This is a genomic window from Methanolobus sp. ZRKC5, from assembly GCF_038446525.1.
Classification (GTDB): Archaea; Halobacteriota; Methanosarcinia; order Methanosarcinales; family Methanosarcinaceae; genus Methanolobus.
This window is the reverse complement of sequence record NZ_CP151792.1, coordinates 2921413-2938849: the sequence shown is the minus strand read 5'-3', so window position 1 is coordinate 2938849 and position 17437 is coordinate 2921413. Positions and strand designations below refer to the sequence as shown.

The 17437-nt window shown below is 38.4% G+C and carries 13 protein-coding genes; 9 read left to right on the top strand and 4 right to left on the bottom strand.

Features of this window, described 5'->3' with window-relative positions:
* Positions 1 to 82: 82 nt before the first annotated feature.
* The 5 genes from WN948_RS14255 to WN948_RS14235 all read left to right on the top strand — a co-directional run bounded on the left by WN948_RS14255 (position 83) and on the right by WN948_RS14235 (position 5140).
* Positions 83 to 1093 carry a phosphocholine cytidylyltransferase family protein gene (locus WN948_RS14255; protein ID WP_342304839.1) on the top strand — a complete coding sequence of 337 codons (1011 nt, stop codon included), beginning with the start codon at positions 83 to 85 and terminating at the stop codon, positions 1091 to 1093.
* A complete protein-coding gene (locus tag WN948_RS14250; protein WP_342304838.1) occupies positions 1065 to 2183 on the top strand; it encodes an aminotransferase class I/II-fold pyridoxal phosphate-dependent enzyme in 1119 nt (372 codons plus the stop codon). The genes WN948_RS14255 and WN948_RS14250 overlap by 29 nt, the downstream gene beginning before the upstream one ends.
* Positions 2180 to 2812, top strand: a complete 633-nt coding sequence (locus WN948_RS14245) for a CDP-alcohol phosphatidyltransferase family protein (protein WP_342304837.1) — start codon at positions 2180 to 2182, stop codon at positions 2810 to 2812. The genes WN948_RS14250 and WN948_RS14245 overlap by 4 nt, the downstream gene beginning before the upstream one ends.
* A 63-nt stretch (positions 2813 to 2875) precedes the next feature.
* A complete protein-coding gene (locus WN948_RS14240) occupies positions 2876 to 4195 on the top strand; it encodes a hypothetical protein (protein WP_342304836.1) in 1320 nt (439 codons plus the stop codon).
* A gap of 174 nt (positions 4196 to 4369) precedes the next feature.
* On the top strand, positions 4370 to 5140 hold the full coding sequence (locus WN948_RS14235) for a multiheme c-type cytochrome (protein ID WP_342304834.1): 771 nt from the start codon (positions 4370 to 4372) through the stop codon (positions 5138 to 5140).
* Between the two features lie 76 nt (positions 5141 to 5216).
* On the opposite strand, the gene WN948_RS14230 is transcribed toward WN948_RS14235, so the two are convergent.
* Positions 5217 to 8285 carry a PAS domain-containing sensor histidine kinase gene (locus tag WN948_RS14230; RefSeq protein ID WP_342304832.1) on the bottom strand — a complete coding sequence of 1023 codons (3069 nt, stop codon included), beginning with the start codon at positions 8283 to 8285 and terminating at the stop codon, positions 5217 to 5219.
* A gap of 128 nt (positions 8286 to 8413) precedes the next feature.
* Positions 8414 to 8995: an MASE1 domain-containing protein gene (locus tag WN948_RS14225; RefSeq protein WP_342304831.1), complete on the bottom strand. Its 582-nt coding sequence runs from the start codon at positions 8993 to 8995 to the stop codon at positions 8414 to 8416.
* A 229-nt stretch (positions 8996 to 9224) separates the two neighbouring features.
* Here WN948_RS14225 and WN948_RS14220 point away from each other — a divergent pair, with 229 nt between their 5' ends.
* Positions 9225 to 10634, top strand: coding sequence for an ATP-binding protein (locus WN948_RS14220; protein ID WP_342304830.1), 1410 nt, complete (start codon positions 9225 to 9227; stop codon positions 10632 to 10634).
* An 85-nt stretch (positions 10635 to 10719) separates the two neighbouring features.
* On the opposite strand, the gene WN948_RS14215 is transcribed toward WN948_RS14220, so the two are convergent.
* Positions 10720 to 12807: a cache domain-containing protein gene (locus WN948_RS14215; RefSeq protein ID WP_342304829.1), complete on the bottom strand. Its 2088-nt coding sequence runs from the start codon at positions 12805 to 12807 to the stop codon at positions 10720 to 10722.
* Positions 12808 to 13087: 280 nt separating this feature from the next.
* On the opposite strand from WN948_RS14215, the gene WN948_RS14210 reads away from it, so the two are divergent.
* From WN948_RS14210 to WN948_RS14200, 3 genes are read left to right on the top strand one after another with little or no spacing between them, the layout of a single operon-like run.
* Positions 13088 to 13621 carry a redoxin family protein gene (locus tag WN948_RS14210; protein WP_342304828.1) on the top strand — a complete coding sequence of 178 codons (534 nt, stop codon included), beginning with the start codon at positions 13088 to 13090 and terminating at the stop codon, positions 13619 to 13621.
* A gap of 1 nt (position 13622) precedes the next feature.
* On the top strand, positions 13623 to 14312 hold the full coding sequence (locus tag WN948_RS14205) for a cytochrome c biogenesis protein CcdA (RefSeq protein ID WP_342304827.1): 690 nt from the start codon (positions 13623 to 13625) through the stop codon (positions 14310 to 14312).
* Complete coding sequence (locus WN948_RS14200; protein ID WP_342304826.1) at positions 14309 to 15415, top strand: DUF3179 domain-containing protein; 1107 nt, start codon at positions 14309 to 14311, stop codon at positions 15413 to 15415. The genes WN948_RS14205 and WN948_RS14200 overlap by 4 nt, the downstream gene beginning before the upstream one ends.
* 359 nt (positions 15416 to 15774) lie before the next feature.
* On the opposite strand, the gene WN948_RS14195 is transcribed toward WN948_RS14200, so the two are convergent.
* Positions 15775 to 17187, bottom strand: coding sequence for a PAS domain S-box protein (locus WN948_RS14195; protein ID WP_342306496.1), 1413 nt, complete (start codon positions 17185 to 17187; stop codon positions 15775 to 15777).
* Between the last annotated feature and the right edge of the window lie 250 nt (positions 17188 to 17437).

Below are 17437 nucleotides of genomic sequence, written 5' to 3'. Positions count from 1 at the left end.
TAGTAATAATTCTTTTACAAGTTCCTTTAACACAGTTGACACCCTTTATATATGCGATGAATACCAAACAATTGGATTTACAATGAGTTTGGACCACAGCAATAGTGATAATGGAAATATAACCACCGCATTATTATTGGCAGCTGGTAAGGGCAGTCGTCTGTACCCTCTAACACGCGACACACCTAAGTGCCTTACAATGGTTCATGAGGCTTCTATACTTGAGCGACTTGTCATCAATTTGAAAAAGCAAGGCTTCAAACGTCTTGTCGTTGTCACGGGATACCAGGAAAAATGTATTCGTGATTTTTTAGAAACGCGTTCATGTGGTATGACAATTGATTATATTTCCAGTCCTCTTTACGCGACCACCAATAACATCTATTCACTCTGGATGGCGCGGGATATTATTAATGAGCCTTTCTTGCTTATTGAAAGTGATCTCATTTTTGACGTAGCTCTTCTGGATGGCATGTGCTCTCCTGACCGAATTGCCGTTGGATGCATGCAACCATGGATGAATGGTTCCACTGTTACAGCCAGTGGCTCCCATCATGTTAAGAAATTCCAAAGCGGTATTGCCGGACCTCTTGATGAGATAAGGTACAAGACTGTCAATATTTACAGTTTTTCACTTCCTTCGTGGAATAGCATTAAAGAAAGGCTGGGTCAGTACATTTCAGCTGGCAAAGTAAATGACTATTATGAAACTGTCTTTGCGGAAATGGTGTCTGATGGCAGTCTCTCTCTTGAAACAGTCTCATTTGACAGCAAGCGATGGTACGAAATAGATACAGTCTCAGATCTTGAAAAGGCTAAGAGATTATTTTCAGAAGACAAATATGAGACAATCATTCCTTACAATACCACATCAAAGATTTCTGGAATACTAAAGCCATTTTTTTTAACAAGCAAAAAACAGGGAGAAAAAGTGGTTACTCGTTCACTTTCTGGCTTAAGGCCATTGACCCAGTCTAATCCTTTGAAATTAAAGTCAATTTATCAAGCTAAGACTTTAAAAAATGAAGTGCCACATCAACATCATTTAAGAGAAATAATACCTGATGCAACACAATTACAAGACTCAAACTGAAAAATATGATTTCATTTCCAGGCAGCATGGTGGTTACTATCGCCATGAATTTATTGATCATGCTTATCTTTACAATCTATATTTTCCGCCAGAAGCAGTTTTTACAAACTTTAAAGATCAAATTCACGACATTGTCCTTAACTATCCAATTGCACAGGATGCTCTTGCCGGTCTTATAGGTGATCTGATCCATCAACCTGCTGAAAGAATTGTTGTAGGAAATGGTGCTGCTGAACTTATCAAAATAATCTCCGGTCACATATCTGGTAAGTTAATCGTTCCAGTGCCATCTTTTAATGAATATGCGAATGCAGCGCCTGCAGGTCAGGTAGTTGAATTTCCTCTTGAATTTCCATCATTTCAACTGGATGTAGACAAATTTGCTGCTGAAGCGATCAAGGTTAAAGCAGATGTTGCTGTTGTGGTAACACCTAATAATCCAACATCCCTAATGGTTCCCAAGTCCGATCTGATATCTCTTGCACAAAAACTTGCAAACCATGACTGTATGCTGATTATCGATGAATCCTTCATGGATTTTGTGCATGATCCTGATAAGACAACTCTGGAACATGAACTAGAACAGTATCCAAATATGGCGATCCTTAAAAGCATGAGTAAAGCCTATGGTATCTGCGGCCTTAGGATCGGTTATATGCTAACTGCAAATTTAGCATTTGCTGAATCTGTAAGGAAAGGCGTACATATCTGGAATATTAACGGATTTGCCGAAGAGTTTCTGCGGATACTGCCTGATTATAGACAGGAATTTGTCGAAAGTTGCAACCAGGTACGGATTGACCGGGATAATCTGTATAAAAGCTTGTGCGCTATCCCGGGAATGACTGCTTATAAACCGGATGCAAACTTTATTTTCTGCCGCCTGCCAGATCACACACAAAGTGGTCCTGAAGTCACACGGCGATTGTTCATTGAGCATAACATGTACATAAAACACTGTCAGGACAAAACTCTACCTGACTCTAGCCGTTATGTTCGTATCGCCAGTCGTACTGAAACAGAAAATTGCAAATTAGTTGAAGCGTTGATAGATGTTATTGACTCAAATAAAGTGGAGGGATCCCGATGAGTGATCAAGACCATCAACGATCACATCAGACAGGAATGCTTGCTTTCGCCCGTGATCTCCCAAATATCTGTTCGCTTGCAGGACTGTTGTGTGCAGTCCTTAGTATATACTATGGTATATTAGGCGATTTGTCACTTGCGATCATTGGGATGCTTTGGGCTGTTGTTTTTGACTGGGGGGACGGAATCATTGCTCGTCGGATGAAAGGGCGAACTGATGAATATCGAGCTTTTGGTGGGCAACTTGACTCATTGATAGATATAGTAAGTTTTGGCATTTGTCCCGCTGTATTTCTTTTGAGCTATGGAGAATTCAGTCCATGGTTCCTGCCCGGCGCTTTCGTAATTGTTGCTGTTGGTGTAATAAGATTGAGTTACTTCAATGTTTTCGGTCTTGTTGATGATTCGACATATATGGGATTAGCACTTGACAACAATGTCCTTATTCTTGCCTTTCTCTTTCTATTTAACAGTTATTTCAGCCAGCCGACCTTTGCAATTGCTATATATGCACTGTTAATGATCATAGCTGCCTTTAATGTAGCACCAATCCGAACCCCTAAGTTTTCCAGCAGGTGGTTTTATAGTCTCCTGATTTACGCCATGGTATTGACAGCTATTTATATATGAATATTCTGGAACAAATACCAACAAATTTCAATTGAACATAATTGAAAAAAGGAGGTGCAGTATATGTACGATTACCAACCGCTAAGGAAATGTATCTCAAACAATGACAATGAGTTAATAATTTACGGGGCTGATTCTTTCTCTCAGTTCCCAAACCGTGATGTATCTGTCAATTCAAAATGTGACAGAGCGCTTCCGGTAGCACGCCGGGATGATCTGGTAGTTCTACGTGGAAAGCTGGATTTTGAGTACCATAAATGGCTTCGCTCTCATGGTCTTGGGTCGGATCATATTGTTGAATATAATGTTCATTCAAGAGAGATGACTCTCTCGGAACTTATTGTTAATGATCCGGAAACAGTTAAAAAAATTATCAGGCAGATAGGAAAAAAACCTGTATATGTGCCATGGTTTTCAGGGCATATGGAAACTGAAGCTGCAAAAGCCCTTGGAGCTGATCTTTTCGGAGCAACTGAAACTGCAACATTAAAATATAATGATAAGTCAGCTTTCAAGACTGTATGTCAAGAATTAGGCGTGTCTGTCGTTGAAGGCAGTTTATTTGAAATGCATCCTGAAGACAATGCAAATTGTATAGATATGAAAAACATTATTAACGGATATCTGTCAACCTGCGAAACTGTTATTATTCGCGGTACTCTGGGTGAAACTGGTATGTCGTTATATAAAACCAAAGGCACTGATATTTCTGAAATATATCACGAAATTGCAATTAGCGGCGAAAAACATGTTATCATTGAGCCTTTTCTGAATGTCTCGTCTTCTCCGAATGATCAGTGGGCAATCAGCAGAGATGGTAATATAAACTCTCTTGGGATGCGGGATCAAATATGCGAAAGAGGCATGGTACACATTGGTACACTCAAAGGAGAAAATCCCTCACCAGACATTTTAAATTACATTGCAAAATCATCTGCAAAAATTGTCAATAATATGGCTGAATTCGGGTATCGGGGTGTAGTCGGCATTGATTATATTGTATCTGATGATGGTATATTTCCTGTTGAAAATAACGCTCGTTTTAATATTTCCTCTTATGCGGGCATGATCGTAGATAACATTGAAGAATTTATCCCCTCCATTCCATACTGGAAATTGATAAAGATAAAGACCGCAGCATGTTCATTTCTTGAGCTCACTGAACGTATTGAACCAGTACTTTATGACGGCAAAAAATTAAATTCTGTATTTCCTTTTAGTTGTGATACATTACCATCGTCCGGTGATTTTGCTGTTATAATCTTAGCCGAGAATATGGATGAGATATATAACATGGAAGAATCATTAAAAGAAATGGGCGTTAAAAGGGATTGTCTGGATATGTGTACTGAGAATTCTTCATGCTTTGAATCATCGAGATAACGCTCTTGGATAGTTGCTACGTTATTTCTTTACCCAGCAGACCTTTTTATCAAAGCTCAGTCTATTATTTTATAGGGGAGACAATCATATAATTTTACAGAATTATTGTAAACATGGGGTGGAACATGAAGATTGCATACTTATCAGTGTGGACATTGATTGTATTTCTAGCTCTTGCGCTTCAAACTTGGACCGGATCATCCTCAGACCGAGATATTCTCTGAATCAAAGCACGGAAGCATCTATAATACTGAAGGAGATCAATGGAACTGGAGTTCTGATGAATGGGTAGCAGGAGAGGACTACAGGACGCCGACCTGTACTGTATGTCACATGTCTGGGACGGATGAGCTGGAACCTACGCACGATGTAAGTTTACGTCTTTCATGGGAACTTGAACCACCGATATCCAGACGTACTGACAACACGGCAAACGTATTTGTAACTCCCATAAGTGATGGTTTTACATGGCAGGAAAAGCGTGAAAGGATGTATTCAGTGTGTGCCCAGTGCCACTCAGATGACTGGATCAGAAACTACTACGTAAATGCAGACAATACTGTCGCATTATACAACCAGAAATATACAGATTCAAAATTGATAGTTGACCAACTTAGAGAAGATGGATTATTGACCAAGCAGAACTTTGATGAGCCCATAGAATTCAAAATATATGAGGTATGGCATCATGAGGGCAGGCGTGCAAGAATGGGTGCATTCATGTTAGGTCCGGATTTTGTCCAGTGGCATGGCTTCTATGAGATGCTCAAGGATGAAGCTGAACTCAAAGAAATGGCAGAACAGATAAGGTCCAATGCTGCGGTCCAATCTCAGTCTGGAATAGAAGAAAAAGGTTCGGATTCCAGTGTGCCGGGATTTGAGGTTCTGCTTGCAATTATATGCATGTTTGGTGCAGTATTCGTATCTTTGAGAAGGAGGGTTTAATCCCTCCTCTTAAGTACTGTATGAATTAAATAATTTGCAAGATCAGATTAAATATAAACACTTGGTGGCGATTTCATTAGAATGATTTTAGTGTGTTTTGTCTTGATGTTTGCATAATCTGACCTTTCATTTCAACAGGTATCATAAAAGTAAAAGTACTGCCCTGCTTAGGTTTGCTTTCAACATAGATATTGCCTCCGTGCATTTCCACATATTTCTTTGTAATTGCAAGACCCAGGCCAGTTCCTTCGAATTCGCGAGTTAAGAAGCTATCAACCTGTTTAAAGGGTTTGAATATTTCTTGTATTTCATCTTTTGAAATACCAATGCCATCATCTGCAACGAAAATCTGTAATTTATCATCGTGACAACTTGCATTGACATGGATTTTTCCATTTTCCGATGTAAATTTGACAGCATTGGACAGTAGATTGTACATAACATCTTTTATTTTCTTCTTATCAGCATATATTTCCATGTCATCAATTTCAATTATAGTTCTGATGGTGATGTATTTCTTTCTTGCAATCGGTTGCATGGATGTCACAATTTCATCTAGTATGTTTGCGATTTTAAAATATTCACATTCAAGTTCCATCTTCCCGGCTTCAACCTTTGAAAGGTCAAGAATATCGTTAATAAGCTCTATTAGATGTTTACTGCTTTTGAGAACATTGGATACATAATTGTTTTGTTTCTCGTTCAATTCACCTGGAATTTTCTCGTTCAATAATTGTGAAAAACCGTAAATTGAATTAAGTGGTGTACGTAGTTCATGGCTCATATTAGCAAGGAATTCTGATTTTGTTCTGTTAGCTGCTTCAGCTATTATTTTAGCATGTAGTAGTGTATCTTCAGCATGTTTTCTTTCGGTAATATCTCTGCACACGCAAAAAACCAGTTTCTGCTCCCCAAACATAGCTCCATTTGAACTAACTTCAACATCAATGAAAGTGCCGTCCTTGCGACGGTGGAGCGTTTCAAAATGGTCACCTGTGTTATCAACATTATTGAACATTTCAATTAAGTCGTCACGTGTCCATTGAGTGTCCCAATCCCAAAGGTGTAACTGAAGAGCTTCCTCATGTGAATAACCAAGCATATCCGCATATTTCTGGTTCACCTCGTAAACCTTGCAATTTTGGTCAAGGACAACTATCCCATCGCTGGATTGCTCAATAAAGATACGTCTTCTAATGGCTTCTTCAGCCATTTTCAGTTCAGTCTGCTTACGTTCTGTAATGTCCTGAAATGAACCAACTACTTTTACAACTTTATCATTTTTTATTATAGGATGACCAATTGTCCGAATCCATTTATGCTTTCCTTTCGCCGAGATTAATTCCAATTCAAGATCATATGGTTCAGCCTTTTCCACAGCATTCTGGACAGCTTTTTCAACAAGCTCTCTTGAGCCGGGAAGATAAAAGCTCAACCCAAGATCAATACTTGTAGGATCATTGGGATCTACTTCATGGATTCTTGCAACTTCGGATGTCCATGTACCCTCGCCGGATGGTACATAAAACTCCCAACCACCAACCTTTGCAATACTGCCAACTTCATTCAGAAGAGCATCGTTTTCGCGCAGTTTTTCCTCTGCTTGTTTTCGTTCGGTAATATCCTGGATCGTTCCAATAACTACATTTCGTTCAGCGAAGAATTCTGCCACTGAATGTATATCCCGAATATCATCATCATTTTGCCTGTTAATCCTGAACTGTACATCATATGGCAATTTTTTTTCCAGTAGAGCTTTTAGTGCTTTATCCAAGATCGGTCGGTATTCCGGTAAAGCTATTTCTTGTATTTCTCTGATAGTGCAATGTTTACTTACCAGACCATATATCTTGGCGGCTTCCTCTGAAATATCCATCTTCCCTGAAGTGAAATCAAACTCCCAACTTCCAAAGCGCCCAATTTCCTGTGCTGTCTGTAGTTGCAATTCTCTTCTTTTCAATTCTTCATCTGCATACTTGCGCTGAGTTATATCCCTACCAACACCCAGTATTCCTATCAATTGTCCATTCGAATTATACATCGGACATTTGATAGTTTCAAGATATTCCTTGTGCCCATCATCAGCATAAGTGATTTCCTCTTCATTTATGGAGGGTTTACCTGCTTGCATTGCTTCTTTGTCTTTCTGTGTGAAAAGGTCTGCCAGTTCTTTGTCCACAAAGTCATAGTCCGTCTTCCCGGCAATTTCTTCTTCCTTTGCGCCAAAGAAGCGCTCGAATTTAGTATTACATCTCAGGTAAGTACCATTAACATCTTTTAGCCAGACCAGATCTGGAATTGTATTTACTAATGTGCGTAATTGTCCTCTGCTATTAAGCAGTGACTTCTCTGTAAGTTGATGATCTGTTATGTCTTCACCAATGCAAACTATACTTCTGATCTTGCCCTCTATGTCCTTAATGACAGTATTGTTCCAGACAATTGCTCTTTCGATTCCGTCTTTTGTAACAATTTCATTCTTGTTATATGAAGGCAGACTGCCTTCTTTGATGGTCTTTGAAAAAACTGCCTTGATCTCAGGGACAATCTCTGAAGGTAGGAACATGTCAAACCAGTTTTTGTTAAACACATGTTCTTTATCCCATCCGGTTAGTTCAAGTAAAAAATCATTGCAGTAAATGATATTTCCCTTTGGGTCTAGCATTATCTCGACAAGTTGTGTGTTATTAAGGACGTTACGAATCTGTTTTTTAGATTCAAGCAGATCGAATTCTACATTTTTTCTTTTACTTATATCGATATGTTGCAAAATGACAGCAGTGGGATAATTTATAGAAAGTGGCTGAACTTTTATCAAATACCAGTGTTTTCCATCAGGAGCCTGGAGGGGATATTCGAGCTTGAATATATTCATTTTGCCATTAATGATATCTCTTATTCCTGTTGCTGGATTAATTGCATTATCCGGTCTTTCAGCTGTAATTTCATCTAAAAATGGAAGATAATTAGCTTTATCAGTGCGTTTAAAGGAATTAAGATCATTATTGTGTACAAAGTCTTTCCAGCTTTTATTTGTATAAGAAATGGTTTCATCTGGTGATAATACAATGATACCATCTTCCCAAAGGTCCATTGAATCCGTTTCAAGGTTAAAAGCATAAGGATTATTGTTTTTTGAAGACATGGTATGTCCTGCTGAATTTATATTTTTATTATTATAGTACTAATATTTATAGTATATGTTGACTGCATGATGTCTTAGAAATGTTTAAAATTGCAGGCATTTTGCAGTAATATATGGATTATGGGAATTCAAATCCAGTATCCGCGTACATAAGACTTCGTTTGTTGGACATATGGGGTTACAAATCGGAGTAACAAAGGTACGATTATCAGGGTAGTTACCAAATTACCTATAAACCATCCTTCAAATGTCACAAAAAACTCTGTCCATTGGATAATGCCATTGAATGCCAGCATAAATGCGCCCCATAGAGCGCCAACCAGATTGTTTAGCAGGCAGGCAAAAATGACAAAAACAGCAATATCTTTTTTTGTTCGCATTCTGATGTTCACTTTGAAATATGCAAAAGCAGCCAGAGGTATGAGTACCTGCCACAGGTCAGCAAGTGACCATATCACATTCACCGAAAAAGGCATATCTGCAAGGATACCAGCTCCTATCATGCATCCAAGATATGCAGAAAAAGCACCCCATATTCCATACCATAGGGCAAATATTATCATGAATGCAACAGCAAAATACATGCTGGAAACTCCCGGTGCAGGTGATATTGGGGAATTGATCAGTGCAAATCTTGATAAGAGTGAATTAACTAGTACAAGGAACAGGAAAATATTCAAGTATCTAGAAAATGAATCTATATCAAGCATGATGTTTTCTCGTTTTATTGGGGGGATAATGTGCTGATTTTAGTCCTTAGAGGAGTGTAGTCATGAACTTATATCTATATATATATAGCACTTTTTTTATACAATACTTTCTTATCTAATATAGTTATGGGGCGATAAACCATTCTGCATATTTATGTCAGTTGTTGCTGTTTCAGAAATATTGGATTTCAGGTAAAGGAGGCACAATATTAAAAGTGATCAGAGGGATATGGATCCGTTTCGGATCAAAGAATGGTTCAAAAGACCGTACTCGGTTACAGTCACTACTCTTTTGATATTTGTTCTGGTACTTTATCGTGCCTGGCTCTATATTGCTAACTGGCTTGAGAATGTTCTTGCCAACGGTCTTGTTCCGGGGGATGTGACCTTCATCAAGGCTCTCACATTTATCCTGATCCTTCTGACTGCAAATATAATACATATGGTTCTTAGCAGACAAGTAGCTCTTTCAAGAACCGTGCAGGATCAGGAAACCAAACTCAACTTGTACGAAATGAAATTCCAGAATTTTATTGATAATGTACCTGATGTTGCTGTTCAGGGTTTTGCTCCTGATAGTACAGTAAATTATTGGAATCTTGCAAGTGAAAAAATGTATGGTTACTCTAAAAAGGAAGCCGTTGGGAAAAAAATGACTGAATTAATAGTTTCGGCTGAAAGTAAAGATGAGTTTGAAGAGATAATAGCTTCTACACAGAATGAAAACAATTATACCAATGCGTTTGAAACAACTTTCCTGGCTAAAGATGGCACCAAGATCCCTGTATTTTCCAGTTATTCTACAGTCCCGATAGCCGAGAATCAGCTGGATATATTTTCTATGGAGATTGACCTGACAGAAAGAAAAAGAATGGACAGGGATCTCAAGGTGGCAAAAGAACTTGCTGTGGCTTCAAACAACGCCAAGAGCAAATTCTTGGCAAGCATGAGTCACGAGATTCGAACACCTCTTAATTCTATTATAGGATTTTCTGATATTCTTACAGATGATGAATCTGAAAAGTTAAGTGAACCGCAAAGACGGTATGCTCAGAACATATCTAAAAGTGGCCATCACCTGCTGGATCTTATCAATGACTTACTGGATCTATCAAAGGCAGAAGCCGGAAAAATGGATCTTCAATATGACATCATGTTAGTTACTTCCACTATTAGTGATATAGTTGAAAGTATGAAACCATCCACTAATCCAAGAAATATATCTATCCACACCAATATAGGATCAGATGTGTCCACGCTGGAAGTTGATGCAGGTAAATTGAAACAAATACTGTACAATCTTGTGGGGAATGCGATTAAGTTTGTCAATGATGGTGGAAACATAACTATACGGTGTGTAATAGTTGAAGATATGATGCAATTTGAAGTTGAAGATAATGGTATAGGAATAAAAGAACAGGATATTGATAAATTATTCAAACCATTTTCACAAGTTGACCTTTCTTCCAACAAAGGATATAGGGGGACTGGGTTGGGTCTTTCGCTTGTAAAAGAATTAGTTGAACTTCACGGAGGCAAAGTTTGGGTCAGAAGTGAGTATGGTAACTACAGTATTTTTGGTTTTAGTATTCCTTTGCGTTGTCCGGACCAAAGTCTGATATCTTTATACGATCACTAAAGTAAATCTGTTACAGTTTTTTTTTATTAGAATAAAAACAGAAAGGAGCAGTGGTTATACACTGGTCCTGTTCTCACATGTTGACTTAGCAAAATGTTCTAATTGTCACTAACAGGACCAATGTCATAACGGCAGGCCAGTAGATCAGTTTTGCAAAGATATTGTCCTTATAATCTATCACAGGTATTTGTTTGTCTGATGCAAATAGGAGAGCATTTAAAGAAACACCCAGCACCACCAAATACATGATGATATAGAAGTACTCAAGGTAAATAATACCGGAAGCTGTAAGGTTGTCTCGTAGAGAAACATGTGCTACCATCAATACTAGCATCAATGAAGCGCTGTATTTTAGTATCTCCGAGGGATCAGAATCTGCTTTCACTTCTGTGAAGAGGGCAATAAATATCAATAGCGCTATTAATAGTAAAGGAACCATGTATGTGATGAACGGCATCACAATATCCCTTTTCAGCTCTATATTGAAATAGAGATCTGGGTTTCCCTGATGCTTGTAGCCGTCGATTCCAAAATTTGTATCATATTCGTTAATCCTATAAGAAAAATAACTTTTCTCAGCTTCCCAGCCCTCAAGGACAAAGTCCTTTTCAATGCCAGGTTTTGCTTCCGGAACTATCAGGTCATATGACTCCAAGTCCGGAACCAGGATTACGTTGCTTTCAAAACTGTCACTCCATAATCTGATCCAGACAGTTTCCATATCAAAAGGATAAGTTATATAATCAAATTGTTCACGCAGTGTTGTTCTGAAATGCCATCCTGTAACATCATCCTTTTCATAGGTTTTATTGATTACAGTATGGTCCGACTCTGGAAAAATAACTCCCGAAACGTAATCATCGTTAACACCTTCTGTATGCTTCTGCCAGACATAACCAGTAACTATCACATTACTTCCCGTTGAGAATTCAAGAGATTGGATGAATATTCCAGTTGGGATCTTGATTATTGAATCAGCGTAATCCTCATCCATGTTGTCCAGTTCGGTGAGGTATATTTTCTCCAAAGAACTGTCAAGGCTGGTTTTGTCATAGATGATAATGTCATCTATATTTTCAGAAACCGTGTTGTTCAGGGCAAGATTCCAAATGAAACCTGTCTCAATAAAACATAGGATGGAGAATATTATCGCAATTTTCCACAAGGAGCGTGTGCTGATTGGATTTCTTATAAAACTCAGAATGAAAATGGATACTAAAAATGCTGTAATTGCCAATGAAAAATATATCTTCTGATAATATTGATCCTGATTCATTTGATACAGGACTTCTTCATCTTTTAGGACGATACCAAGGACCCAATCTGTTGAGGGAATCTCTTCATAGAATACCCATAGCTTATTTCCACTTTCAACTTCATAAACAGTATTGATACTGCCTGGGGCTATATCGCTGGTTATCTGTCTGAACACATCATCAGTTTTTGAAATATTGACAATATTATTGCAGACATAATTTTTTATGGGATGGGATATGACATCTCCGTCCTTTGAGACTATAAACCCGTATCCTGTTTTTCCCAGTTCCAGTGAACTTATAGTATTCCTCAATTCTTCAAGGGAATAACTTGCATAGACAACTCCTGCAGGGTCTATTTTTTTCTGATCGGCATATTCAGATGTAAAAGGAATTGAATATTCAAGAATGAACTTGTCACTCTGTAATTCAAAATATGGCTCATTCCATCCGCTACCCTGGGCTAAAGCTCGATGATACCATTCTGTATTTTGACCTTCACCAGTTTCATCGGGTATAACAGTATAATCGTAGGCTAATTGGATAAATTGTGGTTCACCATTTTTTCTGGAATATGTTGGAGCATAGGGATGTTTTGATAGTGAATCGTTTCCATATATTAGGGCTGCATCTTTTTCGTATGCTACGCCCACTCCAAAGATATCTGATTCGGAATCGATAGCTTCATAGAGTCTTTCTTCTACCTGTTCTTCTTTCAATTCCCCGGAACTCAGATCAGAAGCAATTGATTGGGATACATCTGAAAGAACCATCAGGTTTAATGAAACCTGTTCTGCGGAGCTCTGTGCTTCAAGCCTGGCGGAATCGATTGATGTTTCCAACATCTTATCTGTAGAATAAACAAGGTTGTGTCCAAAACCAACGACCGCAAAAAAGCTTACGATCAATGTTATCAATGCTACTGTTGATATTAATTTTTTATAATTATTACTATGGGTGGGCAATTCGTCACCTCTTTTTGCAACTAGATATGTTATACTTTGAACAATAAGGCAAATAGTATCACTTAACTAATATATGCAGTATTATATAAACAAGGCTATGGAAATGCCACTTGCTCAGTAATAATCCAATATTGCTTTTGTTGATGAGTATAAATTGCAGTAATAACATTTTGAAAATTTGACAACACAATCTTTATTTGAAATCGCATCCTAGATTTAATGGGGGTCATACATGCATATTTTAAAGAATATTTTTGTTTTTTCTTTCATAATTTCAGTAATATTGGTTGTGGGATGCGTTGAACAGACTACAGAAGATACCTTAGTTGATTGGCGGGACACGGAACTTACGGATATAGCAACTGGTGAGACTTTCAGGATCAGTGATTTTAAAGGGAGTCCTGTGATGCTTGAGAGTTTTGCTGTCTGGTGTCCTACCTGTTTGAAGCAACAAAAAGAGGTTCAAACTTTCCGGTTAACTGAGGGTAATACCAGTAATAATGTGGTACATATTTCCCTAGACACCGATCCGAATGAAGATGAAGAGCAGGTGAGGGAGTATTTTGAAAATAATGGTTTTGATTGGTACTTTGCCATTGCTCCGCCTGAAATGACACGTTCCATGATAGATGAGTTAGGTCCACAGGTTGTAGTGGCTCCCAGTGCTCCTGTAGTGCTGATATGTGAGGACCAGTCTGCAAGACTCATGGCAAGAGGTGTGAAATCACCGGAGGACTTGCAGGAAGAGCTAGACCAAGGGTGTTGAAATGATAAGCTTCTTTGCTAATCTTTTCACTTCTTTTTTCCTGGGTTTACTAACTCCGCTTACAGCAATCTGCGTACTGCCACTGTACCCTGCATTTCTTGCATATCTTTCCGACCAGATGTCAGGAAATGAAGAGAACAGAAAGCTTCCAGTGTTTTTTGGAATTCTCATCAGTGCTGGTGTAATTGTTTTTATGACCTTGCTGGGACTTATTTTCACAACAATACTTCAGGTTTCCCTGACAAAGGTTGTGGGGATAGTATCACCTATAGCATTTGGAATACTCTTTGTTCTCAGCATACTGCTGATAATGGATTATGATCTGGGCAAATTCTTTCCGCAGAAAAACGTTTCAGATGGAAGAAATCCTCTGATAACTGCTTTTCTTTATGGCTTCTTCTTTGGGGCTGTAGTAGTTCCCTGCAATCCCGGGTTTATTGCTGCCCTTTTTGCCAAAACCCTGACAACGATAGACTTTGTGGGGAATATGCTCAATTTCATTGCATTTGGACTGGGGATAAGTTTCCCTCTGATAGTTTTCTCATTGCTTTCACTGACAAAAAGCATGAAGATTATAAGTTTCCTTGTTCAGTATAAAAGGAAGATCAATCTTTTTGCAGGTTTATTCATGTTGGTAATTTCGTTATATTATCTTATATTCGTGTTCAGGGTACAGGAGATAATAATATGAGAATCCTACGTATAATTGCAGTTTTTTTGTTAGTGGTCTGCATGTTTGCTATAAGCGGGTCTGCACAGGAAGAAGATCTTTTAGAAAAGCTGCCTGAGCTTACAGAGATGGAAAAAGAACAGGGCATAATGCTCACGGAAATGGGTGTAAGATACATAGTTGATCCCGAAGATATAGTTTCAGGAGGACCACCAATGGACGGTATACCATCCATAGATGATCCTAAATTTGTCACAGTTGAGGAAGCAGACCAGTGGATAGCTGATAATGAACTGGTTCTGGGACTCATATATAACGGCACAAAGAGAGTATATCCTCTACAGATAATGACCTGGCATGAGATTGTCAATGAAGATATTCAAGGTGAGCCGATCCTCATAAGCTACTGTCCTCTTTGTGGTTCGGGGATAGCATACAAACGTACGATAAATGGGGAAACAGTAGAGTTTGGCACATCCGGAAAACTCTACAATTCAAATCTTGTGATGTATGACAGGAAAACAAACTCCTACTGGACCCAAATAGGAGGACAGGCCATCGTGGGAGAACTTACAGGGATGGAGCTCATTTCCATTTCCATAGATACCGTGCCCTGGAGGGGATGGAAAGCAGTGCATCCGGACTCAGAGGTATTGAGCCAGGATACAGGATTTGACAGGCCCTATGGAAATGATCCCTATGGAAATTATTACGAGAACACTTTCGTATTCTTCCCGGTTGAGGATATAGACAGGAGTGTGCACCCCAAAACAGTGATATTTGGTGTAGAGGTGAATGCCATTTTCAAAGCTTACCGTGAAGATGATCTTATTGAAATGGGTGAAATAGAAGATACTGTTGCCGGCATGAATATCATGATCAAAAGAGATGAAGCCGGAATTGTTACCATCACAAACATGGATACTGGTGAGGAAATAGTGAAGGAGCGAGATTTCTGGTTTGCATGGTATGCCTTCCACCCTGAAACCGAACTTTACCTTCCGGAAGATGCTACCCTTGAACCCTTTGAAGAAGAAACTGAGCCATCAGCACCATTGGGCCACATATTAACACCAATTTCCATCTTCATGGCGTTCTTTGTGTTCTTCAGGAAACGGTATTAAGCATAAAAGCGGTTGTTTTATGCGTTTATGGCTGATCATAAAATGCTACGCAACTGCTCTTAAAAGCTTGAAATAAAGAACAGGGAATTGAAACTTCAATTCCTTTTCCTCAAAACCAAAGCTGTAAACGACACAATTGTTGCAATCAATCCAACACTAAATCCGGGAGTGCTTTTGGTTTGATCAGCGGATTTTTGTTCACTTTCATTCCCGGCAATAGAGGTGTCACTTTGTATGTCTCCAACAGGTTGGTTATATCGCGTATCCTCTTGACCAGCTCATTCCCATCATGAATTTCTGTAAACTTCTTTACAAATGCAATATCGGGTAAGCTCCATGTTTAATCAAAACAATTACCTTTATGTTAGCTGATAAAAATTACTATCTTTTTTGTCCATTGGTTCAACAGGTATCATAAAAATAAAACTACTGCCCTCTCCAACTACACTCATAACCCGGATATTTCCACCATGCATTTCGATGAATTTTTTAGCAATGGCAAGGCCAAGTCCGGTTCCTTCGTATTCGCGATTTATACATGTTTTCAGTTGTTTGAACGGCTGGAACAGTTTATCCATATCTTTTTTGTCAATTCCTATTCCTGTATCCTGTATGGTGAAATGGATAAAATTGCCCGAATTCTTTGCTTCAATAGTCACAAAACCATTTTCAGGTGTAAACTTAATTGCATTACTCGCAAGGTTATAGAGTATCTGTTTTAATTTGGTTTTATCTGCAGTGATCGTACCAATATCGGAATTGATTTTCACACCCATATGGACATTTTTCTTAATTGCAAGCGGAGCTAGCATCATCTTAATTTCATCAATGATAAGTGAGGCCTGGAATTGTTCGTAATAGAGTTCCATTTTTCCGGCTTCAACTTTTGATAGGTCAAGAATATCATTGATTATAGCTAGAAGATGCTTACCACTCTTTAAAATATAATAAATGTACTCAGATTGTAATTTGTTCAATTTTCCGAAAGATTCATCAAGTAGAATATCTGAAAAACCAATTATTGAATTTAATGGAGTCCTCAACTCGTGGCTCATTGTGGCAAGGAATTCATTCTTGATCATGCTGGCTTCCTCTGCAGTCAATTTAGCTCTAAGTAACTCCTCTTCATCTTGTTTATGTTCAGTTATGTCTCTGCATATACAAATAATCAATTTTCTGTCATTAAATGTGACAGCATTTGAATTGATCTCTACATCAATGAAGCTAGCATCCTTACGACGCTGTCGTGTCTCTAAATGAATTCCTTTACTATCATTTCTCTGAATCATTTCCAGCAGTTGTTCTTTTGTATAGTAACTATCCCAATCCCATACATGTAATGTCTGTATTTCCTCCTGAGAGTAACCAAGCATTTGGGCATAGGCAGGGTTTGCTTCGAATACTTCACCATCTATACCAAGAATTACAATCCCATCTCTCGATTGGTCCATGAGGCTGCGACGCCATTGAACCTCTTCGTCCAGAGTTTTTTCGCTCATTTTGCGTTCGGATATGTCCTTTATGAAGGCACAATTGTATTCCTTTCCTTCGTAATTCATATAGTTAGCTGTGACTTCTACAGGACAGACTTTTCCTTCTTTGGAGATATTAATGGACTGGAAAATGACTTTTTTTCTCTGCTTCAGTTTATTCCAATGCTCATCCCATAATTCATCCGTGAAAGCATGATCAATATCCATCACCCTCATGTTCAAGAGCTCTTTCTCTGAATATCCAAGATGGGAACAGGCAGCCTTGTTGACATAAAAGATATGTAACTATTCAGCCTGGCACGATTTGCCTATTGGTACTGATTTCATCGAAAGTAACTATTCAGCCTGATAAAAACGCTATCAATAACAATCTTGACAAAAAGTTGAAACGTAAATTTCATTAGAATCATTTATTTTGATTGTTGCTATTGATTGCTTTTTTGATTGTTAGATTGTTAGTGAGCAGACATCTCTATTTCGATGGTAACTATTCAGCCTAGCTCACTTCCACCAAGCTGATTTCTTCATC

Bases quoted from the DNA above. Each gene is read 5' to 3' on its own strand.
- WN948_RS14255 (WP_342304839.1), top strand. From the start codon at position 83: ATGAGTTTGGACCACAGCAATAGTGATAATGGAAATATAACCACCGCA.
- WN948_RS14250 (WP_342304838.1), top strand. From the start codon at position 1,065: ATGCAACACAATTACAAGACTCAAACTGAAAAATATGATTTCATTTCC.
- WN948_RS14245 (WP_342304837.1), top strand. From the start codon at position 2,180: ATGAGTGATCAAGACCATCAACGATCACATCAGACAGGAATGCTTGCT.
- WN948_RS14240 (WP_342304836.1), top strand. From the start codon at position 2,876: ATGTACGATTACCAACCGCTAAGGAAATGTATCTCAAACAATGACAAT.
- WN948_RS14230 (WP_342304832.1), bottom strand. From the start codon at position 8,285: ATGTCTTCAAAAAACAATAATCCTTATGCTTTTAACCTTGAAACGGAT.
- WN948_RS14225 (WP_342304831.1), bottom strand. From the start codon at position 8,995: ATGCTTGATATAGATTCATTTTCTAGATACTTGAATATTTTCCTGTTC.
- WN948_RS14220 (WP_342304830.1), top strand. From the start codon at position 9,225: ATGGATCCGTTTCGGATCAAAGAATGGTTCAAAAGACCGTACTCGGTT.
- WN948_RS14210 (WP_342304828.1), top strand. From the start codon at position 13,088: ATGCATATTTTAAAGAATATTTTTGTTTTTTCTTTCATAATTTCAGTA.
- WN948_RS14205 (WP_342304827.1), top strand. From the start codon at position 13,623: ATGATAAGCTTCTTTGCTAATCTTTTCACTTCTTTTTTCCTGGGTTTA.
- WN948_RS14200 (WP_342304826.1), top strand. From the start codon at position 14,309: ATGAGAATCCTACGTATAATTGCAGTTTTTTTGTTAGTGGTCTGCATG.